This is a genomic window from Nocardioides sp. Iso805N (assembly GCF_000364605.1).
Classification (GTDB): domain Bacteria; phylum Actinomycetota; class Actinomycetes; order Propionibacteriales; family Nocardioidaceae; genus Nocardioides.
Map to the genome: position 1 here is coordinate 347,666 of NZ_KB822579.1, position 24,267 is coordinate 371,932.

The window sequence follows — 24,267 nt, forward strand, 5'->3', positions numbered from 1 at the left end:
TCAGCTGCTCGCGAGGCCGGCCTTGAGCTTCTCCATCACCTGGTCGACGCTGAACGTCGCCGGAGTCTGTCGCGCCGGGAACTCGATCAGCGACTCGAGCATCCTGGCGACGTAGGTCTGGGCAGGGATGAGGAGCCAGATGTGGTCGAGCATCCAGTCGTAGTAGGTGTTCGAGGTGCCCTCGGCCTTCTCGAAGGGGTCGATGCGCAGGTTGTAGATCTTCGGTGCGCGCAGCTCGACGTAGGGGTCCAGCCAGATGGCGAGCGTCCCGGTCTGGCGCTGCTCGAGGAAGATGAACTTCCAGTTGTCGAAGCGCAGCCCGGCCAGGTCGCCGTCGTCGGTGACGTAGAAGAAGTGCTTGCGGGGACTCTCATCGGTGGCACCGGTGACGTAGTCGAGCTGGTTGTGGCCGTCGAGGTGCACCTTGTACGACGTCCCGGCCAGTTCCGTGCCGACCTTGAGCCGGTCGGCGATGTCGGTGTCACCGGCCGCGGCGAGCAGCGTCACGAACCAGTCGTTGTGACTCACGATGCCGTTGCGCACCGTGCCGGCCGGGATGTGTCCCGGCCATCGCACCATCGCGGGCACCCGGTAGGCGCCCTCCCAGTTGGAGTTCTTCTCGTTGCGGAACGGGGTCATTCCGGCGTCGGGCCAGCTGTTCATGTGTGGGCCGTTGTCGGTGGAGTACATCACGATGGTGTTCTCCGCGAGCCCCAGCTCGTCGAGGAAGTCGAGCACCGATCCGACCAGCTCGTCGTGGTCGACCATCGTGTCGTGATACTCCGACTGCCAGCGCCCCGCCTTGCCGCGACTGCCGTCCTTGACGTGCGTGCGGAAGTGCATGTGGGTGGTGTTGAGCCAGAGGAAGAAAGGCGTATCGGCCGCTTGGGCATCCGACATGAAGCGGAGGGCCTCCGGCACGATCTCCTCGTCGATGGTCTTCATCCGCTCCTTGGTGAGCGGTCCGGTGTCCTCGATCCGCTGGGTGCCGTCGCCGTTGGCCCAGGAGTGGATCACGCCGCGGGGGCCGAAGTTCTTCTTGAAGTTCGGGAACTCCTCCTCGGTCGGGTAGTCGTACAGCTCGGGCTCCTCCTCCGCGTTGAGGTGGTAGAGGTTGCCGAAGAACTCGTCGAACCCGTGCATGGTGGGCAGGAACTCGTCGCGGTCGCCGAAGTGGTTCTTGCCGAACTGCCCGGTCGCATAGCCCAAGGACTTCAGCGCGGTGGCGATGGTGGGGTCCTCGGCCCGCAGGCCCAGGTCGGCGCCCGGCATGCCGACCTTGGTCAGGCCGGTGCGGTAGGGGTTCTGGCCGGTGATGAACGCCGCCCGACCCGCCGTGCAGCTCTGCTCGCCGTAGTAGTCGGTGAACAGAGCACCCTCGTCGGCGACGCGGTCGATGTTGGGTGTGCGATAGCCCATCAGGCCATTGCTGTAGCAACTCAGGTTGCTGATCCCGATGTCGTCACCCCAGATGATCAGGATGTTCGGTCGCTCGGACACGCCAGCCTCCTCGGTGGGTACGCGGAACGCGTCCAGGCTGTGCGGCCGGAGGCCCCGATGCCTCCCCCGACTCGGGTGATCAACGGCTCGGGTGGTTCTCGGACCCGCTCAGAAGCCGATCTGGGATCCCATCACCACGACCCGTTCGTCGGGGAGGTTGAAGTACTCCGCCGGATTGGCAGCGTTGCGGGCCATCATCACGAACAGTGCCTTGCGCCATCGCGGCAGCTCTCCGTGGGCCTGACGGGTCAGGTTGGCGCGGGAGAGGAAGTAGGTCACGTGGCTCAGGTCGGGGACGAACTCCCACCCGGAGTCGTGCATGTGGGCGCGCAGCGCGGCCGGGATGTCGGGACGGTCGAAGAAGCCGTAGCGCATCGTGACGTGCATGATGCCGTCCCCCTTGTAACCGAGACTGTCGAAGGTGAAGGCCTTCGATGCTGGCACGTGCGGGACGGTCTGCGGCACGGCGGTGAAGATGACGACCCGCTCGTGCAGGACACCGACGTGCTCGACGTTCGCACGCATCGCGAGCGGCGTCGTCTCCTTGGTCGGATGCGGGAAGACGGCCATGCCCGGCACGCGGTGCACGGGGTTCTCGTGCAGGCGCTCGACGAAGTCGCTCAGACGCCCCTCCTTGTGCACCCGGTTGTCCGTGACGATCTCGCGGCCGCGGTACCAGGTGCTCATCAGCGTGAACATCACGATCGCGATGAGCAGCGGCAGCCACCCGCCGTGGGGGATCTTGTTCAGGTTGCCGATCAGGAAGCTCAGCTCCAGGCCGCCGAAGACGACGGCGAACAGCACCAGGCGGCCCGTTCGCCACTTCCACTGCAGCCGAGCCACGACCAGCATGAGGATGGTGTCGATCAGCAGGGCGCCGGTCACCGAGACGCCGTACGCCGTGGCGAGCCTCGCCGAGCTCCGGAACACCAGCATCAGTGCCAGCACGCCGACGAAGAGCACCCCGTTGATCACCGGGAGATAGACCTGCCCGGCCGATCCCTCCGAGGTCTGGCGGACCGTCAGGGAGGGCAGCAGCCCGAGCTGCGTCGCCTGCCGCGAGACCGAGAACGCGCCCGAGATCACCGCCTGCGACGCGATCACCGTCGCGATGGTGGCCATCACGACCATCGGCACCTGAGCCCAGTCCGGCACCAACAGGAAGAAGGGGTTCGAGATCGCCGAGGGGTCGCTCAGGATCAGCTCGCCCTGGCCCATGTAGGTGAGCACCAGCGCCGGAAAGACGAAGACGAACCAGGCGACTGCGATCGGGCGACGGCCGAAGTGGCCCATGTCCGCATAGAGCGCCTCCGCTCCGGTGATGCACAGCACGACCGCGCCCATCGCGATGAACGTGACGAGCGGATGCTCGATCATGAACGCCAGCGCATAGGTCGGCGACAGGGACCGCAGGATCGCGGGGTGCGGCACCACGACGCGCAGCCCGGCCAGGGCCAGCACGGTGAACCACACCAGCATGGCCGGGCCGAAGAAGGCACCGACCCGGTGCGTGCCGTAGCGCTGGGAGGCGAACAGCACCACCAGGATCGTCACCGAGATCGGCAGGATCAGATGCGTCAGGCTCGGCGCCGCCACGCCGACCCCCTCGACGGCGGAGAGGACCGAGATCGCGGGCGTGATCACGGAGTCGCCGAAGAACAGACTGGCGCCGATGATCGCCAGGACGATCACCACGTTGACCCGGCGGCTCTTCGCGCCGATCGCACGCCGGGCGATGCCGGCCAGCGCCATCACGCCGCCCTCACCTCCGTTGTCCGCACGCATGATGAGGCCGACGTACTTGATCGAGACGATCAGCGTCACCGACCAGACCACCATGCTGATCACGCCGTACACGTCGCCGGGGGTCGGCTTGATGGCGTGGTCGTCGATCGCGAACAGCGTCTTCAGGGAGTACAGCGGACTGGTGCCGATGTCACCGAAGACGACACCCAGCGCTCCGAGCGTGACCAGGGCAAGGCCGCGCCGGCTGCCGTCGGGAGCGTGACCGGACTCCTCGTCTGGGCCGGTATCTGTCGGTGCCTGCGCTTGATCCACCGGCACATCCTGCACCCGAGGTCGACGCCACGCGGTGTCGGCCTCCATGTGGCGGCGGCCGTGCATGTTGTGGTCAGGTCAGCGGGGTACTGCCGGTGCCTCCTGCGCGCACTCGCGAACACCTACTGTGGTGGCATGGACCAGGTCGACCAGCGTGCCGAGGTGCGCGAGTTCCTCGGCAGCCGGCGTGCCCGCATCACCCCCCAGCAGGCCGGGCTGCCGGCCTACGGCGGCAACCGGCGTGTGAAGGGCCTGCGCCGCGAGGAGGTGGCGATGCTGGCCGGCGTCTCGGTCGACTACTACGTCCGGATGGAGCGCGGCGACCTCGGTGGCGCGTCCCAGAGTGTCCTCGACGCCTTGGCGCTGGCCCTGCAGCTCGACGAGGCCGAGCGGGATCACCTCTTCGACCTGGCTCGCGAGGCGGGACCGGCCCGCAACCGTCGGCGTACGACGTCGAAGACCGTGCGACCGGTGATCCAGCAGGTGCTCGATGCCTTCACCGAGGCGCCGGCATGGGTGCGGAACGAGCGCCACGACATGCTGGCGGCGAATCCGCTGGCCCGTGCGCTCTACTCGCCGGTGATCGACTCGTCGCTCGCCGGCGCGACCGAGCGCCGTCCGGCGAACACCACCCGCTTCATCTACCTGGACCCGCAGGCACGCGACTTCTTCGTGGACTACGACGTCATCGCCAACGACGCGGCCGCGATGCTCCGGCTGGAGGCAGGCCGCAACCCGCACGACAAGGACCTGATCGCCCTGGTCGGGGAGCTCTCCACCCAGAGCGACCTCTTCCGGCGGCGCTGGGCCTCCCAGGACGTGAAGCTCCACCGCTCGGGGCGCAAGCGGCTGCGGCACCCGGTCGTCGGTCAGCTGGACCTCAACTTCGAGGCGTTGGAGCTGCCCTCCGAGCCGGGCCTGCGAATCAACGTCTACACCGCGGATCCGAACACGCCCACCTTCGATGGTCTGCGGTTGCTGGCCTCCTGGGCGGCCACCCAGGAGGCCAGCCAGGAGACTGCCCAGGAGACCGCCCAGGAGACCGCCCACGAGGCCAGCGACGCAGCCGCGATCGAGAGCTGATCCCTCAGGCGCCGCGGCGGCGTGCGACCGGCGCGAGCTCGGCCTCGCCGTAGCTGTTGTCGTCCGGGTTGATGGTCACGCCCGGAGCGACGATCTGGTCGATCCGGTCGAGCACGTCGTCGGCGAGCGTGACGTCGGCCGAGCTCAGCTGCGACTCCAGCTGCTCCATGGTGCGCGGACCGATGATCGCCGAGGTCACGGCCGGATGGTTGACGACGAACGCGATCGCGAGGTCGATGAGCGTGATGCCGGCCTCCTCGGCGACCAGGGCCAGCTGCTCGACGGCGACCAGCTTCTGCTGGTTCGCCGGGCTGTTCATGTCGAACCGGGCCGGCGGACGGGCCGAGGACGTGGGGGAGGAGGCGGAGTCCTTGCGCCAGCGGCCCGACAGCCAACCTCCCGCGAGCGGGCTGTAGGACAAGATGCCCATCCCGTGCCGCTGTGCGGCGGGAAGGACGTCCTGCTCGATGCCGCGGACCAGGATCGAGTACGGCGGCTGCTCGGTCACGAACCGCTGCAGGTGCCGCTCGCGCGCGACCCACTGCGCCTCGACGATCTGGCTGGCGGCGTACGACGACGAGCCGATGTAACGGACCTTGCCCTGGTGGACCAGGTCGGTGAGGGCGGACAGGGTCTCCTCGACGTCGGTGTCCTGGCTGGGCCGATGCACCTGGTAGAGATCGAGGTGGTCGGTGTCGAGCCGACGCAGCGAGTCCTCGACCTCGCGGATGATCCACCTGCGCGAGCCGCCGCGGTGGTTGGGCTCATCGCCCATCGGCATGAAGAACTTGGTGGCGAGGACGACGTCGTCGCGGCGGCCCTTGAGCGCCTTGCCCAGGATGCGCTCGGACTCGCCGGCGGAGTAGACGTCCGCGGTGTCGACGAAGTTGATCCCGGCGTCGAGGGCACGGTGGATGACCCGGATGGAGTCGGCCTCGTCGGCGTTGCCCCACGGGCCGAACATCATCGTGCCGAGGCAGAGCGGGCTGACCCTGACGCCGGTGCGGCCGAGTGGTCGGTAGTGCACGGTGGTTCCTCTCGTCGGGCGGATCAGGCTTCCGGGATCGGCATGTCGAAGCGCTCGGGACGCGCCACATCGGGATCCGGGCCGTTGCGGACCCCCAGGTCGAGCGCATCGATCCGGACCAGCTCCTCGCTGCTGAGGGAGAAGTCGAAGACGTCGAAGTTCTCCCGGATGCGACTCGGGTTGGTCGACTTCGGGATCGCCGAGCGACCCTGCTGAAGGTGCCAGCGCAGCATCACCTGTGCCGCTGACTTGCCGTGCTGGCTCGCGATGGCCAGCAGCGTCGGGTCCTCCATCACGCTGCGACGGTCCTCGCCCCAGCCCGGGTAGAACGTGATGCCGCCGATCGGCGACCACGCCTGGTCGAGGATGCCGTGCTCCGCGTCTGCCCGGCGCACTTCGGGCTGGGTGAAGTAGGGGTGCAGCTCGATCTGGTTGACGGCAGGGACGACCTCGGTCTCCTTCAGGAGGCGCTCGAGGTGGTGGGGCATGAAATTGCTGACGCCGATCGCGCGGACCTTGCCGTCGGCGAGCAGCTTCTCCAGCGCCTGGTAGGCCGCGATCGTCCTCTCGAAGCGGTCCGGTGCGGGCTGGTGCAGGATCAGCAGGTCGAGGCTGTCGACGCCGAGCTTGCCGGCCGCCTTGTCCCAGGCGTGCAGCGTCTGGTCGTAGCCGAAGTCGCTGACCCACACCTTGGTCTCGAGGAAGACCTCGGACCGGTCCACGCCCGAGCGGCGCAGGCCCTCGCCCACCTCGCGCTCATTGCCGTACGCCGCGGCGGTGTCGATGTGCCGGTAGCCGGTGCGCAGCGCCGCCTCGACGGCTGCCGCGGTCTCCTCGGGCGGGCTCTGGAAGACGCCGAGGCCGAGGGCGGGCATCGTCACGCCGTTGTTCAACGTCAGGGTCGGTTGGTTCTCGATTCGTTCCACGCCCACCACGCTGGCACGGCTTTGCGTCGTACGGGAGGCACTGGCAGTACCCCCGAACGGGGGGCATCACTCACTGCCCCCGACGCGCTCCTGACGGTCCTGAGAGGCGGGCGGCCCGGCGATGCGCAAGAGACCCGACGATTTTGCTCCTCCGCGGGGTGGCGCCTGCCGATGGAGGCGGCTAGGAACGCTCACTCCCACGGACGGGAACCCACGTGCAGAACCGACGCCCTGTCATCGTCTGCGGAATCGGCATCGCGGCAGCAGCCGCGACAGTCGTCTTCGCCACCATCTCGCTGGCGCAGCCCCAGCACTCGGGGCCGCCGGCATCGGGTGCCGACGCGACGTCCCGCTCCTCCGTCGAGCGCGGTCACGCCGGCAGCGGTGGCGCCTCCGGCTCGACGAGCGGGAACGGCGAGCCGGCCTCGGTCGCCGATGCGTTCCGCAACGCGCCCACCGCGCAGCCGTCGCAGCAGCACGAGCACCCCGTGACGAGCGCACCAGTACGGCTGGACCCGGCGCATCCCATCGCCATGAACGACCCTGCCCCGGCGGTCGGCGGCGCGGTGGCCACCGGCACCAACGCCACCCTGGCGACCACGGGCACCAACCTGAGCGCCACCGGCCCGGCCGGCGTACCGCTGGCGGACACGTTCACCCTGGCCAGCAGGCCGGACTCGAGCCACGTGCTCTACCTCGACCCGCGCGGCGCCGTCCTCACGGGCCGGGCCTGGACCGCCTATGCCGGCTCTCCCTATCGCGGCAAGCCGCTGGCGCTGGCGGCGTACACCTTCGGCGACACCGACCCCGCTTTCGACGCCGACGACCTCACCCAGCTGCAGATCGCCTGGCAGGAGGTCGCGGCCGACTATGCCGCCTTCGACATCAACGTGACCCTGGCGCCGCAGGACGCCGCTGCGATCGGCCGCGACAGCACCGGTGACACGACCTTCGGGACCCAGGTGATGCTCACCTCCACGCCCGACCCGGCCAAGAAGGCCGGCGGCATCGCCTGGCTCGGCGCCTCCACCGGGTACGACGGCACCCACGACCCGATGTACTGGCAGCCGGCACTGGACTTCTCCTCCTCGGGCACGACCGGCCACAACATCGGCCAGACCGCTGCCCACGAGGCCGGCCACACCTGGGGCCTGGTGCACGAGAGCGACTCCCGGCCGTACTACCCCGGCTCGACGACGTGGGGCCCGATCATGGGCACGTCCTACTACTCCGCGATGGGGCAGTGGTCGATGGGCGAGTTCAAGGGCGCACGGCTCAACATGAGTCGGACCGTGACCAACCCGACCACCAAGAAGACCACCGTGGTCTACTCCCACCAGGACGAGGTGGGCACGATCAGGTCCGTCCTCGGCGGCGCTGAGTCCGACAACGGCCCGGACGCGAGTCCCACCGCCATCGCCGCCGGGCAGACCGTGGACGGCCTGATCACCAGCAACGCCGACACCGACTCGTTCACCTACACCGGAACCGGTGGCGTCCTGCTCCACGTCGCGCCGACCGCATCGATCAGCGACCTCGACCTGGCGCTCGACGTCATCGACACCACCTCGACCGACGACCCGGTGCTCGCCTCCGGGTTGAACCCGCCGCTGCGGGTGCTCGCCTCTGGCGGGTATGGGTCGGTGGCCGGTGGCGAGGACTCGTCCTTCCTCATCCCGACCACCGACTCGGACCACACCTACCGGATCACGGTGGCCGGCGGCGGCAACGGCGCCTCGCCGTACGCCGACGCGACCGCCTACAGCTCCTACGGGTCCCTCGGTTCCTATTCCCTCAGCGTCACCGCCCAGCCGGACGGTTCGACCGGCGGCTCGGCCGACGCCGGCGGTGCCGGTACCTCGAGTGGCAAGGGATTCACGTTCGACGCTGTCTCGGTGCTCACACGCACACCCGGCGTGGCGATGAAGTTCAAGGTGGACTACGACCAGGGCGAGCTCGACCCGGCCGACGTGCTGTGGGCCTGGAAGTCGTCGAGGCCGAGCTGCGTGTTCAGCGGCGCGACGTCCGCCGAACCCCGACTCACCTGCCTCGCCACCGACACCGGCAGCGTCACCGTGACCGGCACCGCCACCCCGGCCGGATCCGCGCCGCAGAGCCGGTCGGTCACCTTCGCGCTGGCCGGCACCAAGCAGGCCGCACCGCAGCTCGGTCTGTCGGTGGCGGGCCAGTCGACGGATGCCGTATCGGTGTGCAGCGGCAACACCGGCGTGATCCGCGGCACGATCCTCGACCAGTACGGGCGCCCGATCTACGGCGCCAACGTGCGGCTCTTCAGCGGGAGCGCCGTCACCATCCTCAAGAGCGACATCCACGGCTGGGTGACCGCGTCGATGTCCACCAAGCCGGCCGTCTCCTACAGCATCGACGGGCTGGCCACCGGCGTCTTCCCAGCACAGGCCACCCGCGTGGTGCGGACGGTCAGCACCACGCCGCCGCCATGCTTCGGCTCGGGCACCACCGTCACCCTCGGGCACGCCGACGTCACGGCGGTCCCCGGCGTGGCGACGCCGCTGACCGCGACGGTCGCGGCCGGTAGCCTGCCTGTCACCGGCGTGCCCGTGTCGTTCACCGAGACGTACGCCGACGCCAACGGCAAGCAGGTGAGCAAGGCGCTGGGTGCGGCGACGACCAACGAGAAGGGCGTCGCGACGTACTCGCTCAAGGCGCTGACCACGACCCCCAACGGCACGCTGACCGCGACCGTCGCGAAGTCGACGATCGTGCCGGTGGCGCTCGTCTCCGCAGCCGGGACGCTGAGCGTGGCGACCTCGCCGACGATGGACTTCGACCCGTCGTCGTTCGCCATCAACGGCGACACCGAGTTCACCGCGACCGGCCATCACGAGGACCACCTCATCAGCGGCGTCGCCGCCACCGTCGCGGGTCGGCTGACGGCCGGCTGGGGCGCGACCGCGATCACCCCGGCCGGCATCCCGGTGACGGTGGCGGTGACCTACCCGAACCCCAAGGGCGGTGCCGACCTGCGGCGCACGTACGCCGGCACCACCGCCGCGAACGGCTGGTTCCGGATCGGCGTGCTCAACCCGCCGGCCGGCAAGGTCACCGTCCTGGCGGCCCGCTCGACCTACCTCCCGGCGGTGGCGGAGGTGCCGTTCGACGACGCCGATGGCGGCCAGGCCTCCTTCACCGTCTCGAAGTGGAACGGCCTGATGACGCCGGCCGCCGCCACGATCGCGCCAGGTCAGACGGTCTACCTGACCGCGACACTGGTCTCACCGATCCTCGACGGCTCTCCGCGCAAGGCCCCCGCCACGAACCTCACCTTCACCGCGCGGTGGGTCTCCGCGGACGGCAAGCGCTACGCGGTCTGGCCGAAGCTGACCTCCAGGAGCTCCGTCGCGGCGCTCGGCACCCCCGGCCTCGGGGCCGGGACCATCACCATCACGCCGGTGGCCAGCACTGCTTACACCGCCGTCGCGAGCACCGTCACGATCCAGTAGCCACCGGTGCAGCCGCCCCGGTGGGCCAGGCTCGTCGAAGGGTCACTTTCCGCCGGTCGAGTGTCCCGGCAACGTCGTCCGCATGGCATGCTCACGCCGTGGCGAAGGCATCGAGCGGCACCCCGGCGACCGTCGCGCTGACCCGGGCGGGCGTGGCCTTCACCCTGCACGCCTACCAGCACGACGAGTCATCCAGGTCGTACGGCGAGGAGGCCGCCGAGCTGCTCGGCGTGGACCGGGCCCGGATATTCAAGACACTGGTGGCCGATGTGGGCGGCCGGCTGACGGTCGCCGTCGTACCGGTCGCGCACCAGCTCGACCTCAAGGCACTGGCCCGTGCGTGCGGGGCGAAGAAGGCCGAGATTGCGGATCCGGCCGCAGCCACCCGCAGCAGTGGCTACGTGCTGGGCGGCATCTCGCCGATCGGCCAGCGCACGCCGCTGCCGACCGTCGTGGATGCAAGCGTCACCGAGTTCGCGTCGGTCTTCGTCAGCGCCGGGCGCCGCGGACTGCAGCTGGAGCTGGCACCGGCCGACCTGGTCAGTCTCACGCGAGCCGTCACCGCGGCGATCGCCACCTTGTAGTCGGTCGCCACGAGCGCCCGGATCCGGGGACCCGGCCGCTCGGCCACCGGTAGCGTGACCTGTGTGCCGATGCCGATCCTCGGTTGGACCCGCGGCTACCGCCGCGCGTGGCTGCGTGGCGACCTCCTCGCCGGGATCACCGTCACCGCCTACCTGATCCCGCAGGTGATGGCGAACGCGGAGCTCGCCGGTCTGCCCGCGGTCGTCGGCCTCTGGGCCGCCCTGGGCGCGTTGCTGGGCTACGTCCTGGTTGGCACGTCGCGGTTGCTCTCGATGGGTCCGGAGTCGACGGCCGCGCTGATGACCGCGACCACGATCGCCGGTGTCTCCGCCGCCGACCGGCCCGAGACGGCGATGGCGCTCGCGCTGCTGGCCGCAGTCTTCTGCGTGATCGGCTGGGCCGCCCGGCTCGCGGCGCTGGCGGAGCTGCTCTCCAAGCCGATCCTGGTGGGGTACATGGCCGGCATCGCGGTGGTGATGATCACCTCGCAGCTCGACGAGCTGCTCGGCTTCACGATCCACGGCGACGGCTTCCTCCCCGAGGTCAGGTACGCCGTGACGCACCTCGGGCAGACCCACGCGCCGACGCTGATCCTCGGCGGCTCCGTACTGGCCGGGCTGCTGATCGCCAGCAGGCTCTGGCCCAAGGCCCCGGTCGCGCTCTTCGGGATGCTCGCCGCGACCGCCGTCTCCAGCGCGCTCGACCTCTCCGACCACGGGGTTGCGACGGTGGGCCACATCGCCGCCGGGCTTCCCGACGTACGGCGTCCCGACCTGGCGCCGCACCAGTGGCTCGACCTGGTCGGGCCGGCGCTGGGGATCGCGTTCGTCACCTTCACCGACACGATCCTGACCGGGCGCGCTTTCGTCGTCGAGGGCGAGGGTCGGCCCGACGCGAAGCGGGAGCTGCTCGGGCTGGGCGCCGCGAATCTCGGGGCCGGGCTGCTGCAGGGTCTTCCGGTCAGCAGCAGCGGTTCGCGGACGGCGATCGCGCAGGCCGTCGGCGGGAAGTCGCAGCTCACCGGTGGGATCACGCTGGTGGCGACGGCTGTCGCCGTGCTGACGATCCGGCCGGTGCTGGAGGCGTTCCCGACGGCCGCGCTGGGTGCCGTCGTGGTCTATGCCGCGGTGCGGCTGGTCGACCTCCCGGAGATGATCCGATTCTGGCGCTTCCGGCACAGCGAGCTGGTGCTCGCGCTGGCGACAGCTGTCGCGGTGCTCGGCGTCGGCGTGCTCTACGGGATCGTGGTGGCGATCGGTCTCTCGGTGCTCGACCTGCTGCGCCGGGTCGCCCGGCCGCATGACGCGGTCCTCGGCAACGTCCCGGGCCTGGCCGGGATGCACGACGTGGCCGACTACCCGGCCGCGCAGCCGGTGCCGGGGCTGGTCATCTACCGCTACGACTCACCGCTCTTCTTCGCCAACGCCGAGGACTTCCGCTCCCGAGCGCTCGGCGCGCTTGCTGACTATCCGGACACGCGCTGGTTCGTGCTCAACACCGAGGCGATCAGCGGCATCGACGTCACCGCGGCCGATCTGCTGGAGGAGGTGCGTGCCGAGATGGCCGCGCGTGGTGTCGTGTTCGCTCTGGCGCGGCTGAAGCAGGACCTGCGCGACGCGCTGGCACCGACCGGGATCCTGGACCGCATCGGGCACGATCGGATCTTCCTGACGCTGCCGACGGCCGTGCTGGCGTTCGAGAGCTGGCACGCATCGCAACCCTGACCGAGGCATCGTGCGACCGCGACGACGGCAGCGCCTCAGCCTCGACGCAGTCGCCCTGCGATGCGCTCCTTCAGTGATCGTCGCGCCGGCGCGCGCCGCGGCACCGGGACCCCGGCGCGCACGGCCGGATCGAAGTCCACCGCGGCGATGGCGTCGTCGAAGGCGGAGCCGTCCTCGCCCGGCTTGAAGATGTGGTCCAGTCCGTGCCGGTCGAGATAGCCGGCGTAGCGCTCGAACCGCTCCGCATGACCTGAGACGGTCGGGCCGTAGTCGGCGCCGGCGGCGAGCACGGCGGCATCCGCCAGCTTCGGATCGCCGAGCGAGCGCACCACCAGGTGCGGGATCTCGTGATAGCGGGCCAGCTCCAGGGTGCGGGAGTCGTGCGCGAGCACGTAGGCCGGCGTACCGGCGAGGAGAGCGGCGATGTTGCCGTGGATCCGGGTGCCGAAGCTGAAGTCGTAGCGGGAGAGCTCCCGGAGCCAGGTGGTCGAGTTGAGCGCCATCCAGGCCCGGCCGCCCGCGATCAGCGGATGCCCCGGTCGGGTCGGGAGCAGCGGGTCGCTCGCGCCCTTGCCGGCGTACTCCTCACCGAGCAGCAACCCCAGCGACTGCAGGTCCTGGGCGACGTAGTCCAGTCGGTCGTAGCGGGCGACGTTGTGCTCGATGATCGGACCCATCTCGCTCACGTACGGCGAGAGGTTCAGCGCGATGGGGGAGTCGGTCGTCAGCTCCGGCAGCGGCCGCAGCGCGAGATCGTCACCCCGCAGGAACATCGACGGGCAGCCGATGATGTCGACGGTGTCACTGGGGAAGCCGAGGCCGAGCAGGTAGTCGCGGGTGAACTCCCCGCGCACACCGATGGAGGGGCCACGCTCCAGCAGCGCGCCGACGAACCGCTTCACCGAGACGTCGATCTGGGAGGCGTGGTTGGCGTTCCACTCACCGTCGGCGCTGGCCTGCGCGCCGACCCCGATCACGGTGACGGGGATCTTCAGCCGCTCGATCAGGTCGCTGAGCGAGTCGAGCCGCTCCCGGAAGGTCCAGCGGAACGCGTTGGCCAGCGGGATGACGAGGTGGTCGACGTGCTCGTGGTGCCAACCCGGATCCAGCCGGGGGCCGCGGGTGGGACCGGGCCGTACGTGGTTGCCACGCGAGGCTAGCTGCCGCTCCACGGCGTAGGTGTAGAGCAGGTTGCCCAGGTTGTCGCCGAAGAGATTCTGCTCCCACTGCTCGTACGCGTGGGGGTTGGCGGTCGCCGGCTGGTAGGACCGGACGTAGACGTTAGTCATAGTATCCAAACTGTATTACATAACTTTGATGACGCGACGACCCGATAGCGTAAGCACATGCCCACCCCTCCTGTCCCGTCGGCTGCCGATGAGGTCGTCGAGATCGCCCGCGACCTGATCCGGATCGACACCTCCAACTTCGGGGACGACTCCGGGCCGGGGGAGCGGAAGGCGGCCGAGTACGTCGCCGGGCTCCTCGACGAGGTCGGCATCTCCTCGCGGCTGCACGAGCCCGCGACCGGCCGCACGTCGCTGGTCGCGCACTGGGGCGAGGACGCCCCCGACGGCCGCCCCGCGCTGCTGATCCACGGTCACCTCGACGTGGTGCCCGCAGAGGCCTCCGACTGGCAGGTCGACCCGTTCTCCGGGGAGATCCGGGACGACTACGTATGGGGTCGCGGCGCGGTCGACATGAAGGACTTCGACGCGATGGTGCTCAGCGTCGTGCGGGCCCGGCAGCGAGCCGGCCGTCCGCCGTCGCGCCGCGTCGTCCTCGCCTTCACGGCCGACGAGGAGGCCGGCGGCCATCTCGGCGCGCAGAAGCTGGTGGAGGACCTGCCCGAGGAGTTCGACGGCGTCACCGAGGGGATCGGCGAGGTCGGCGGCTTCAGCACCACCATCCGGGGCCGCCGGCTCTACCTGATCGAGGCCGCCGAGAAGGGGATGGCCTGGATGCGGCTGACCGCCCGCGGTACGGCCGGACACGGTTCGATGATCAACCGCGACAACGCGGTGGCCCGGCTGGCCGCCGCGGTCGCCCGGATCGGCGCGCACGAGTGGCCGGTGCAGCTGACCCCGACCATTCAGACCCTGCTGGCGGCGGTGGCCGAACTGGTCGGCACCGAGGCCACCCCGGAGAACGCGGCCAGCCTGATCGAGGAGTTCGGCCCTGCTGCCCGCATGATCGGCGCGACGCTGAGCCATGTCACCAACCCGACCATGCTGGGCGCCGGGTACAAGGTCAACGTGATTCCGACCGAGGCGACCGCCCATGTCGACGGGCGCTTCCTGCCCGGTTACGAGGACGAGTTCTTCGCCGAGCTCGCGCGGCTGTGCGGCGAGGGCGTGGAGGTCGACTTCGTCTCCAACCAGCCCCCGTGGGAGACGCCTTACGAGGGCCAGGTGGTCGATGCCATGACGCGTTCGCTGCTCGCCGAGGACCCTGGCGCCGCGGTGGCGCCGTACCTGATGTCGGCGGGGACCGATGCCAAGCACTTCACCAAGCTCGGCATCAAGACCTTCGGCTTCGCCCCGCTCCGGCTGCCCGAGGACCTGGACTTCACCGGCCTGTTCCACGGGATCGACGAGCGCGTCCCCACCGACGGGTTGGAGTTCGGCGCCCGGGTGATGGACAGGTTCCTCGACCAGGCCTGACGCCGGTCAGGCTGCGACCACGCGGTCGCGGCCGGCCGTCTTGGCCCGGTAGAGCGCCTCGTCGGTGCGGTGCATGAGGTCGGTGAGGGTCTCGCCCGCACGGTGCACGACCAGGCCGATCGAGCAGGTCTGCCCCAGCGGTACGCCGCGCCTGATCCGCTCGGCGATCTGCGGAGCGGCGTCGATGTCGTAGAGGGCGAGGGCGAACTCCTCGCCGCCCCAGCGGGCACACACGTCGCCGGCCGGGACGACCTGCTCGATCACCCTGGCGAACGCGATCAGCATCTCGTCGCCGGCGAGGTGTCCGTGCGCGTCGTTGAACCGCTTGAAGTGGTCCAGATCCACCAGCAGTACGGCGACGGGCACGTGGTCCGCCAGCATGCGGCCCAGCTGTGCGTCCCAGTACCGCCTGTTCGCCAACCCGGTGAGCGGGTCCGTGGCGGCGAGCCGCTCGAGGTCGGCGCGGGCCGAGCGGAGCTTGTCGTTCAACCAGGCAGGCAGCTCCGCGACGGCGCTCCACACGATCAGCGCGATGCCGAGCCGGACGATGAGCTGCTCGGCCGGCACGGTGTGGTTGACCCGGATGAAGGTGGGCACGGTCGGGAGCAGCAGGATCAACGAGACTCCGCGGTCCTGGGTAAGCCCGGCGAACAGGAAGCCGAGCACCACCGCGCCCATGCAGAGCGTCGCCGCCACCGGTGCCGCGAACGACGCGCCGAGCATGCCCAGCAGGAGCATCACCGGCCAGGCCAACAGCGGCCACCGGGGTCGAAGCTGGTGGACGAGGACCCAGAGCACTCCGGTGAGCGCGGTGGCGATCACGTAGTAGACGAACGACGCGCGGTCGAGCTCGTCGGTGGAGATGGACGCGAGCAGCCCGATGGTCGCGATCCCGAGCGAGCCGAACAGTCCGATCCGGTGCCACGCGGACACGTCGACGACCGATGCAGGAGATCGGTGCCGACCGTTGGGGTTGCGCTGCAGGCGGGGCATCAAACGCCAGCGTAGGGAACAACACCCCGGGATGGGGACTCATGTCCGTCAACCGATCGGTCCGACCCGCGGACCGACCTGGGCCTGACGCCGCCGAACGCCACCTCAGGCCGTGCGAACGGCGCGGATGATCTTGCGACGAAGCACCACGCGACGGATGCCGTCGGAGCTGATCCGCACCCTGTCCAGCTCCCAACCGCCGTGCTCAGCTCGCTCGACGAGGAGCTTGGTGACGACGTTGCGGGAGAAGTCGCGGCTGAAGCTGATCTTGTCGAACTCCCACTCCACACCGGGGCGGGATGAACGTTGTTCGCGCTTGCTCATCGGATGCGGTTCCTCCTGTGGGCCAGGACGGCGCTCGGGCAGCGCCAGGGATCGGGTCGGATCAGTCTGCCGAAACGTCGTCGAGTGCGCCGGCGATCTCGATCGGAAGGGTGAGATCGACCACGCCGAGGGCGGCGTGCAGTTGGGCAGCAGTGCGGGCGCCGACGATCGGCGCCGTCACGGCAGGGCGGTCCCGCACCCAGGCGAGTGCCACCTGCTGAGCGGTCCAGCCGAGGCCGTCGGCAGCACGGGCCACCGCCTCCACGATGCTGCGGCCGCGTTCGTCGAGGTAGGCGTCGACGCGCCCGGAGAAGTCCGAGAGCGCCCCACGGGAGTCCGACGGCGTGCCCGTGCGGTACTTGCCGGTGAGCACTCCGCCGGCCAGCGGGGACCACGGGAAGATGCCGAGTCCGAGCGCCTGGGCAGCGGGGACGACGTCGTACTCGATCTCGCGGGCGAGCAACGAGTACTGCACCTGCGTGCTGACCAGCGCGGCCCGACCGGGGGCCGCGCGCTGCCAGGTGGCGGCCTGGGCGGTCTGCCAGCCAGCGTAGTTGGAGATCCCGACGTAGCGTGCACGGCCGGTGGCGATGGCGTGGTCGAGCGTGGCGAGGGTCTCCTCGATCGGCGTCTCGTCGGACCAGACGTGCACCTGCCACAGGTCGACGTGATCGGTGCCGAGGCGCCGCAGAGAGGCATCGAGGCCGTCCAGCAGGCCGCGCCGACTGGTGTCGACCTGTCGCGAGCCGCCGCGACGCGAGATGCCGGCCTTGGTGGCGAGCACGACCTCATCGCGCGCCATCACATCGCCGATCAGGCCGCCCAGGAGCTGCTCGGAGGCGCCGTCGGCATATCCGGCGGCGGTGTCGACGAGGGTGCCGCCGGCCTCGGCGAACGCGATCAGCTGGTCGCGGGCCTCGTGCTCGTCGGTGTCACGGCCCCATGTCATCGTGCCCAGTCCCAGGGAGGACACCTTCAGGCCGGAATCGCCCACGGCGCGCTGTTGCATGCGGAAGAAGATAGTCGGCGCGCTGGCGAGGTTGCTTCCAGGCTCGCCGGATGGCGACACCGTACGCTTCATCCCGACCTTCCGCGGACACGAAAGTGATCGATGAACTATCTGGAATCCGTGGTGCTGGGCGTCGTCGAGGGACTCACCGAGTTCCTCCCCGTCTCCAGCACCGGCCACCTGACCATCGCCGAGAAGATCCTGGGCCTGCAGATCGACGACGACTCGGTGACCGCCTACACGGCCGTGATCCAGATGGGCCCGATCGTCGCTGTCATCCTGTACTTCCTGCGTGACATCGTGGCGATCGTGCGCGGCTGGTGCGTCGGTCTGCTCAAGGCAGAGGAGCGGGGCACCCAGGAGTACCGGATGGGCTGGTATGCGATCGTCGGGACCATCCCGATCGGCATCGTCGGTCTCCTCGCCAAGGATCTGGTCTCCGGTCCGCTGCGCTCGCTGTGGTGGGTCGGCGGCGCGCTCATCGGCTGGAGCTTCGTGATGGTGTGGGCAGAGCGCGTCGGGCGGCAGGACCGCGGCGAGCGCCAGCTCAGCATGAAGGACGCGATCTTCGTCGGGCTGATGCAGTGCATCGCCCTGATCCCGGGCGTCTCCCGCTCCGGTGCCACCATCTCCGCGGGCTTGTTCCGCGGTCTCGACCGGGTCACCGCCACCCGACTGAGCTTCTTCCTCTCGATCCCAGCGCTGCTGGCTGCCGGCCTCTACGAGCTCAAGGACGTGCAGGGGATCCCTGTCGGACCGACCCTCGTCGGCGCCGTCGTGGCCTTCGTGGTGGCCTATGCGACGGTGGCCTGGCTGCTGCGGTTCGTCAGCCACCATCCGATCACGTGGTTCGTGCCCTACCGGGTGGCGCTGGGCGTGATCGTGCTGACGCTCGTCGCGACCGGGGTGGTCAGCGCCACCTGATCGGACGCGTCACCGGCTCGCCGCTCTCAGCTGGCGAGCTGGTAGTCGTAGTAGCCGTGGAGGTGGTGCACCTGGATCGTCACCGGAACGCCCTGCGCCGTCGGTGCGAAGATGATGCCGCCACCGAAGTTCCTGCCGTTCTTGTGGTAGCCGTGGTCCTTGTGGGGCTGGTGACCGGTGCGGTCGTAGAAGTGCCCGTCGTAACGCAGCAGCGACGGCTCGGCGGACGGTCGCATCTGCCACTCGTCGGTCTGACGGTGCACCATGTCCAACCGGACAGCCACCGCGCACGCGCACGCCGCCAGGAATCCGACGAGCCACAGGGTGTTCTTGAGCCAGGCGTTCACAGCCGCTCAGGTTAGGCGCACGAATCTCGAAACAACCTGAACGCCTCAGCAGGCCTGTCGGAGAACCGGGTGCGCTCATCGGCACCTAGCTCATCGGCAGCAAACTCGCCGAGACCGCTCGTCTACAGCCAGCCCGAGCGCCTGAACCACCACCACAGCGCCGTCACCGAGCTCGCCATCACGATCAGCGCATACGCATAGCCGAAGCGCCAGTGCAGCTCGGGCATGTGGTCGAAGTTCATCCCGTAGACGCCCGCCACCAGCGTCGGTACGACGATGATCGCGGCACCGGCCGAGATCTTGCGCATGTCGTCGTTCTGCTGCACCTGGATCCGGGCCAGGTGGGCATCGAAGGCGGAGGAGAGCAGCAGCTCCAGGGAGTCGACGGCCTCGGCTCCCTGGTTGAGGTGGTCGAGGACGTCGCGGAAGAACGGCCGGATGTCGTCGTCGATGTCGCGCTCGCCGTACTCGGCGGTGGCGAAGCGCCGGATCGGGTCGCGCAGCGGCAGCACCGCGCGCCGGACCTCCACCAGCTCTCGCTTGAGCGCGTAGATCCGCTCCGAGTCGCTGGTGCGCGCGGGGGAGAAGACCGAGGTCTCGACCTCGTCGACGTCCTTGACCAGCTCACTGATGACCGACAGGTAACCGTCCACGACGTAGTCAGCGACCGCATAGATCGCCGACGACGGGCCCTGGGTCAGCAGCCGCCGCTCGTCGCTCTCCAGCAGGTGGCGGGCCGGGGCAAGCTGTGAGCCCCGGCCGTGTCGCACGGTGATGACGAAGTCGCTCCCCATGAACACGTTGATCTCGCCGGTCTCCACCGCGTCGTCAGCATCGACGTACCAGAGGGTCTTGAGCACGAGGAACATCATTTCGCCGTAGCGCTCCAGCTTCGGTCGCTGATGTGCCTTGAGCGCATCCTCGACCGCGAGCGGGTGCAGCCCGAACGCCTCGGCGACCTCGGCGAGCTCGCGCTCGCTGGGCCGGTAGAGGCCCAGCCAGACGAAATCGCCCGGGTTGCGCACGCCCTCCCGCATGACGTGGTACTCGTGCGGGTGGCTGGCGAGATCGACGCGCTCACCGTTGCGGTAGAGGGCGGAGTCGACGATCACAAGTGCAACCGTAGGCGACGCGCGTCAGACCGCCGAGCTTGCTGGTGCGTGTTGCTGGTGCGTGTCGAGCCAGCAGCCCGGCGCGAGGCCGCAGCCCACCTGGCTACGCTCGGGGCCATGGCGACCCTCATCCTGGTCCGACACGGCCGCACCACCGCGAATGCGTCGGGCGTGCTCGCCGGTCGCACGGCCGGAGTCAAGCTCGACGAGCTGGGACAGCGCCAGGCGACCAAGGCGGGTGAGCGGCTCGCGTCGGTCCACCTCGCCAGCGTGGTGACCAGCCCGCTCGAGCGGTGTCGCCAGACCGCCAAGGCACTGCTCGCTGCCCGGCCGGAGGATGCGGCGGCTGTGCCTATGGTCGTGGAGCGGGCGATCACCGAGTGCGACTACGGGGCCTGGCAGGGCCGCGCTCTCAAGGAGCTCGTCAAGGAGCCGCTGTGGCGCACGGTGCAGACCCAGCCGTCGGCGGCGGCGTTCCCCGACGGCGAGTCGATGCAGACGATGCAGACCCGCGCGGTCGCCGCCGTACGTCGCCTCGACGCCGCGCTCAGCGCCGAGCACGGATCGGACGCGGTCTGGGTGGCAGTCAGCCACGGCGACATCATCAAGTCCATCCTCGCGGACGCGCTCGGCATGCACCTGGACCTCTTCCAGCGCCTGCACGTGGATCCCGCTTCGATCTCGGTGATCCGCTACACCGACACCCGCCCGTTCGTGCTCGCCACGAACACCCATGACGGTGATCTGGGCTGGCTCAACCCGCCGGAGAAGAAGCGGCGTACCCGGAAGGGATCCGTTGCGGCCGCCACGGACGACGCTGTTGTCGGCGGGGGCGCCGGGCCGGGTGAGCCTGATCCGCACCAGCCCGTGCCGGCCGGGTCCGCCTAGCCGCCCTCTAGGCTTGAGTCATGGCCGTCGTCCACGCATTCGACCCTCCCGAGCGCTTCGTCGTCGGGACGGTCGGTGAGCCCGGTGCCCGTACTTTCTTCCTGCAGGCCCGCCTCGGCGCGCTGCTGGTCAGCGTGGCGCTGGAGAAGCAGCAGGTGGCCGTCCTGGCGGAGCGGGTCGACGAGCTGCTCGACGAGGTGATGCGCGAGGCCAGCTCGGTGGTGCCGGCGGTCGCGCCGTACGGGCTCGACGACAACGGCCCGCTCGAGCAGCCGATCGCTGAGGAGTTCCGCGTGGGCACGATGACGCTCTCGTGGGACCCGGACGACGAGCGGGTGGTGATCGAGGTCTTCCCGGTCGACGACACGGTGACGGAGGACGACGCCGAGGACACGGAGCCGGAGGAGATGGTGCTGGTCCGGTTGGAACCGGCGCATGCGCGGGCGTTCGTGAAGCGGGCGACGCTGGTGGTCGAGGCCGGCCGTCCGTCCTGCCCGTTCTGCGGCGGCCCGATCGACCCCAACGGCCATCTCTGTGTGCGCGCGAACGGTTTCAAGCGACGCCTCACCGACGACGAGTGAGCCGCTGGACGTGGCTGCGATGAGTGAACCCGCCTCTGAGCTCGAGGACGACGAGCTGGTCCTGCACGGCCGCATCACCAGCGCGTCGAACGCGACGTTCCTCGGCTCGATCGGTGATACGGCGGTGGTCTACAAGCCGATCCGCGGCGAGCGGCCGCTGTGGGACTTCCCGGACGGAAATCTGGCGAACCGCGAGGTGGCGGCGTACGTGCTCTCGGAGCTGACGGGCTGGGACATCGTGCCCGAGACCTGGCTGCGCACCGGCCCGCACGGCACCGGGATGGTGCAGCGCTGGTGCGAGATCGATCCGGACCAGGCGGCCGTCACCCTCGTCCCTGCCGGCGAGGTCCCGCCGGGCTACCGGCACGTCTTCGACGGCGTCGGCGCCCGCGATCAGCCGGTCTCGTTGATCCACGAGGACACCGTCGAGCTGCGTCGGATGGCCGTCTTCGACGTGCTTGCCAACAACGCCGACCGCAAGGGCGGACACGTGCTGGAGATGGCCGGCGGGCACCGCTACGGCTGCGACCACGGCCTGACCTTCCACCGCGAGCCCAAGCTGCGCACCGTGCTGTGGGGCTGGATGGGGGAGCCCTTGACGGACGAGGAGGTCGAGGTCGTACGTCGCGTCCGCGCCGCCCTCGATGGTGCCGGGGGCGACCTGCTGGGCGAGCATCTCGCCTACTGGGACCTCGAGGCGCTCGCGCTGCGCTGCGACCGGCTGCTCGCCACAGGTGTCCTGCCCGAGCCCGGGGACGACTGGCACGTGATCCCCTGGCCACCCTTCTGAGTGGACTGTCCTAGGCTTCGACCATGCGCGCCTGGTCTGCACCCGAGGTCCCCGCCCTGCCGGTCACCGGCCCGGCGGTGCGACTCTTCGACACCTCCCGCAACGACGTCGTCGAGGTCGGCGCTGCCGCAGCCGGCGTGCCGGCCTCGCTCTACGTGTGTGGCATCACGCCGTACGACGCCACCCACATGGGCCACGCCAACACCTATGTCGCCTTCGACCTGCTCAACCGCGCCTGGCGCAACGCCGGGCTGATCGTCAACTACGCGCAGAACGTCACCGACGTCGACGACCCGCTGCTCGAGCGCGCCGACAAGGTCAAGATCGACTGGCGGGCGCTGGCCGAGCGCGAGACCGAGCTGTTCCGCCAGGACATGGAGGCGCTCCGCGTCCTGCCGCCGGACAACTACACCGGCGCGGTGGAGTCGATCCCGCTGGTGATCGCACTGATCCAGCGCCTCGACGACGCCGGCGCCATCTACCGCGTCGATGAGGACCTCTACTTCTCCGTCGCCGCCGACGAGGCGTTCGGCGAGGAGTCCCACTTCAGCCGCGAGCAGATGCTCGAGATCTTCCCCCAGCGCGGCGGTGACCCGGACCGTGCCGGCAAGAAGGATCCGCTCGACGCTCTGGTCTGGCGCGGCGAGCGCCCGGGCGAGCCCTCCTGGGACTCGCCGTGGGGCAAGGGCCGGCCCGGTTGGCACATCGAGTGTGCCGCCATCGCCCGCGAGCACCTCGGCGCGGGCTTCACCGTGCAGGGCGGCGGATCCGACCTGATCTTCCCGCACCACGAGATGTGTGCCGCGCACGCCCAGGTCGTCGACCCCGGCGTACCCTTCGCGCAGTCCTACGTGCACTGCGGCATGGTCGGCTACCTCGGCGAGAAGATGTCGAAGTCCAAGGGCAACCTGGTCTTCGTCTCCGCGCTGCGCAACGCCGAGATCGACCCGATGGCGATCCGCCTCGTGCTGCTGCGCCACCACTACCGCAGCGACTGGGAGTGGACCGACGACCTTCTCTTCGACGCCGTCGACACCGTCACGCAGTGGCGCAAGGCACTCGTCCTCGGCCGTGGTGCGCCCGCCGCCCCGGTGGTCGAGGAGGTGCTCAGCGCCCTCGCCGAGGACCTCGACGCACCCCGCGCTGTCGCCGCCGTGCAGTCGTGGGTCGATGCCACCCTCGGGGTGGTCGGTCACATGGCCGAGACCAGCGACGAGCGGGCGGCCGAGCAGATCGCCGCGCTCATCGACGCCGCGTTGGGCCTCAAGCTCTGAGTCACCGTTCGCCGGGCCTGTCGAGTCATCTCGACAGGCCCGGCGAACGTCGTCCTCAGCTGTCTTCGCCGCGCCGCTTCAGGTAGCGCTCGAACTCGCGCGCGATCGCCTCGCCGGAGGCCTCCGGCAGGTCGGTGGTGTCGCGGGTCTCCTCCAGCGAGCGGACGTAGTCGGCGATGTCCTCGTCCTCCTCGGCCAGCTCGTCCACGCCACGCTCCCAGGCGCGGGCGTCCTCGGGCAGGTCGCCGAGGGGGATCGAGCAGTCGAGCAGCTCCTCGAGCTGGCCCACCAGCGCCAGGGTCGCCTTCGGGCAGGGCGGCTGAGCGACGTAGTGCGGCACCGCCGCCCAGTAGGAGACGGCCGGCATGTCCAGCTTCGAGCAGGCGTCCTGCAGGACGCCCACGATCCCGCTCGGGCCCTCGTAGGTGGGCGGCTCGACCTGCAGACGGTCGACCAGCTCGGGCTCGGTGGCTGTGCCGTTGACCGGGATCGGGCGGGTGTGCGGTGTGTCTGCCAGCAGCGCGCCGAGGGTCACGATGAGCTGCCCGCCGAGGTCATCGACGGCCGCCAGCAGCTCGGAGGTGAACTGCCGCCAGCGCATCGACGGCTCGATGCCGCGGATCAGGATGACGTCGCGCTTGAGGTCCGGAGGGGAGGCGATGGCGATCCGCGTCGTGGGCCACGTGACGTTGCGGTGGCCGTTCTCGTCGGTGCCGACCCGGGGGCGGTTGACCTGGAAGTCGTAGAAGTCCTCAGGGTCGAGCGCGCCGACCACCTGCGCGTTCCAGACGTCGATGAGGTGGTCGACCACCCCTGTGGCCGCGTCTGCCGCGTCGTTCCATCCCTCGAACGCCGCGATGACGACAGGGTCGACGAGGGCGCGGGTCTCCTCCAGCTCGATCACACCTCCCACCCTAGGCGAGAGCACCGACGAAACACGCCCACGGTCTCGCAAGGGTCGCGGCGCGGACAGGATT

At 69.8% G+C, this 24,267-nt stretch carries 21 protein-coding genes; 10 read left to right on the top strand and 11 right to left on the bottom strand.

All coding sequences use genetic code 11. The features are described from left to right. Both H036_RS0113610 and H036_RS0113615 read right to left on the bottom strand, forming a co-directional pair. Window positions 1-1,500: an arylsulfatase gene (locus tag H036_RS0113610; protein WP_017935347.1), complete on the bottom strand. Its 1,500-nt coding sequence runs from the start codon at window positions 1,498-1,500 to the stop codon at window positions 1-3. A gap of 108 nt (window positions 1,501-1,608) precedes the next feature. Next, on the bottom strand, window positions 1,609-3,558 hold the full coding sequence (locus tag H036_RS0113615) for a potassium transporter Kup (protein ID WP_232421866.1): 1,950 nt from the start codon (window positions 3,556-3,558) through the stop codon (window positions 1,609-1,611). A 135-nt stretch (window positions 3,559-3,693) separates the two neighbouring features. On the opposite strand from H036_RS0113615, the gene H036_RS0113620 reads away from it, so the two are divergent. Then, window positions 3,694-4,641, top strand: a complete 948-nt coding sequence (locus tag H036_RS0113620) for an MmyB family transcriptional regulator (protein WP_017935349.1) — start codon at window positions 3,694-3,696, stop codon at window positions 4,639-4,641. A 4-nt stretch (window positions 4,642-4,645) separates the two neighbouring features. Here H036_RS0113620 and H036_RS0113625 read toward each other — a convergent pair whose 3' ends face one another. Next, on the bottom strand, window positions 4,646-5,668 hold the full coding sequence (locus H036_RS0113625; RefSeq protein ID WP_017935350.1) for an aldo/keto reductase: 1,023 nt from the start codon (window positions 5,666-5,668) through the stop codon (window positions 4,646-4,648). A gap of 23 nt (window positions 5,669-5,691) precedes the next feature. Further along, window positions 5,692-6,594, bottom strand: coding sequence for an aldo/keto reductase (locus H036_RS0113630; protein ID WP_332308797.1), 903 nt, complete (start codon window positions 6,592-6,594; stop codon window positions 5,692-5,694). Window positions 6,595-6,809: 215 nt separating this feature from the next. On the opposite strand from H036_RS0113630, the gene H036_RS0113635 reads away from it, so the two are divergent. From H036_RS0113635 to H036_RS0113645, 3 genes are all read left to right on the top strand, one after another. Continuing rightward, the gene (locus tag H036_RS0113635) at window positions 6,810-10,076 is read left to right on the top strand and encodes a hypothetical protein (RefSeq protein ID WP_017935352.1); all 3,267 of its coding nucleotides are present in this window, start codon (window positions 6,810-6,812) and stop codon (window positions 10,074-10,076) included. A 98-nt stretch (window positions 10,077-10,174) separates the two neighbouring features. Next, complete coding sequence (ybaK, locus tag H036_RS0113640) at window positions 10,175-10,660, top strand: Cys-tRNA(Pro) deacylase (protein WP_017935353.1); 486 nt, start codon at window positions 10,175-10,177, stop codon at window positions 10,658-10,660. A gap of 69 nt (window positions 10,661-10,729) precedes the next feature. Then, the gene (locus tag H036_RS0113645; RefSeq protein WP_026146045.1) at window positions 10,730-12,385 is read left to right on the top strand and encodes a SulP family inorganic anion transporter; all 1,656 of its coding nucleotides are present in this window, start codon (window positions 10,730-10,732) and stop codon (window positions 12,383-12,385) included. 35 nt (window positions 12,386-12,420) lie between these two features. Here the strand turns inward: H036_RS0113645 and H036_RS22865 are convergent, their stop codons facing one another. Beyond that, window positions 12,421-13,674, bottom strand: coding sequence for a polysaccharide pyruvyl transferase family protein (locus H036_RS22865; protein ID WP_017935355.1), 1,254 nt, complete (start codon window positions 13,672-13,674; stop codon window positions 12,421-12,423). Between the two features lie 57 nt (window positions 13,675-13,731). On the opposite strand from H036_RS22865, the gene H036_RS0113655 reads away from it, so the two are divergent. Further along, the gene (locus tag H036_RS0113655; RefSeq protein ID WP_017935356.1) at window positions 13,732-15,048 is read left to right on the top strand and encodes a M20/M25/M40 family metallo-hydrolase; all 1,317 of its coding nucleotides are present in this window, start codon (window positions 13,732-13,734) and stop codon (window positions 15,046-15,048) included. A gap of 6 nt (window positions 15,049-15,054) precedes the next feature. Here H036_RS0113655 and H036_RS0113660 read toward each other — a convergent pair whose 3' ends face one another. The 3 genes from H036_RS0113660 to H036_RS0113670 form a co-directional block, all read right to left on the bottom strand. Continuing rightward, window positions 15,055-16,041: a GGDEF domain-containing protein gene (locus H036_RS0113660; RefSeq protein WP_026146046.1), complete on the bottom strand. Its 987-nt coding sequence runs from the start codon at window positions 16,039-16,041 to the stop codon at window positions 15,055-15,057. Window positions 16,042-16,146: 105 nt separating this feature from the next. Beyond that, window positions 16,147-16,365, bottom strand: a complete 219-nt coding sequence (locus H036_RS0113665) for a DUF5703 family protein (protein WP_051068680.1) — start codon at window positions 16,363-16,365, stop codon at window positions 16,147-16,149. A 61-nt stretch (window positions 16,366-16,426) separates the two neighbouring features. Then, on the bottom strand, window positions 16,427-17,374 hold the full coding sequence (locus H036_RS0113670; RefSeq protein ID WP_026146047.1) for an aldo/keto reductase: 948 nt from the start codon (window positions 17,372-17,374) through the stop codon (window positions 16,427-16,429). A 102-nt stretch (window positions 17,375-17,476) separates the two neighbouring features. On the opposite strand from H036_RS0113670, the gene H036_RS0113675 reads away from it, so the two are divergent. After that, window positions 17,477-18,298, top strand: a complete 822-nt coding sequence (locus H036_RS0113675; protein ID WP_017935359.1) for an undecaprenyl-diphosphate phosphatase — start codon at window positions 17,477-17,479, stop codon at window positions 18,296-18,298. 26 nt (window positions 18,299-18,324) lie between these two features. Here the strand turns inward: H036_RS0113675 and H036_RS0113680 are convergent, their stop codons facing one another. Both H036_RS0113680 and corA read right to left on the bottom strand, forming a co-directional pair. Further along, window positions 18,325-18,645, bottom strand: a complete 321-nt coding sequence (locus H036_RS0113680; protein ID WP_017935360.1) for a hypothetical protein — start codon at window positions 18,643-18,645, stop codon at window positions 18,325-18,327. A gap of 122 nt (window positions 18,646-18,767) precedes the next feature. Beyond that, on the bottom strand, window positions 18,768-19,757 hold the full coding sequence (gene corA, locus H036_RS0113685) for a magnesium/cobalt transporter CorA (RefSeq protein ID WP_017935361.1): 990 nt from the start codon (window positions 19,755-19,757) through the stop codon (window positions 18,768-18,770). A gap of 117 nt (window positions 19,758-19,874) precedes the next feature. On the opposite strand from corA, the gene H036_RS0113690 reads away from it, so the two are divergent. From H036_RS0113690 to mshC, 4 genes are read left to right on the top strand one after another with little or no spacing between them, the layout of a single operon-like run. Beyond that, window positions 19,875-20,645, top strand: coding sequence for a histidine phosphatase family protein (locus H036_RS0113690; protein WP_017935362.1), 771 nt, complete (start codon window positions 19,875-19,877; stop codon window positions 20,643-20,645). A gap of 20 nt (window positions 20,646-20,665) precedes the next feature. Further along, the gene (locus H036_RS0113695; protein ID WP_017935363.1) at window positions 20,666-21,226 is read left to right on the top strand and encodes a DUF3090 domain-containing protein; all 561 of its coding nucleotides are present in this window, start codon (window positions 20,666-20,668) and stop codon (window positions 21,224-21,226) included. A 19-nt stretch (window positions 21,227-21,245) separates the two neighbouring features. Further along, the gene (locus H036_RS0113700; RefSeq protein WP_017935364.1) at window positions 21,246-22,016 is read left to right on the top strand and encodes an SCO1664 family protein; all 771 of its coding nucleotides are present in this window, start codon (window positions 21,246-21,248) and stop codon (window positions 22,014-22,016) included. Window positions 22,017-22,039: 23 nt separating this feature from the next. After that, window positions 22,040-23,290: a cysteine--1-D-myo-inosityl 2-amino-2-deoxy-alpha-D-glucopyranoside ligase gene (gene mshC / locus H036_RS0113705; protein WP_017935365.1), complete on the top strand. Its 1,251-nt coding sequence runs from the start codon at window positions 22,040-22,042 to the stop codon at window positions 23,288-23,290. A gap of 55 nt (window positions 23,291-23,345) precedes the next feature. Here the strand turns inward: mshC and H036_RS0113710 are convergent, their stop codons facing one another. Beyond that, complete coding sequence (locus H036_RS0113710) at window positions 23,346-24,194, bottom strand: PAC2 family protein (protein ID WP_017935366.1); 849 nt, start codon at window positions 24,192-24,194, stop codon at window positions 23,346-23,348. Between the last annotated feature and the right edge of the window lie 73 nt (window positions 24,195-24,267).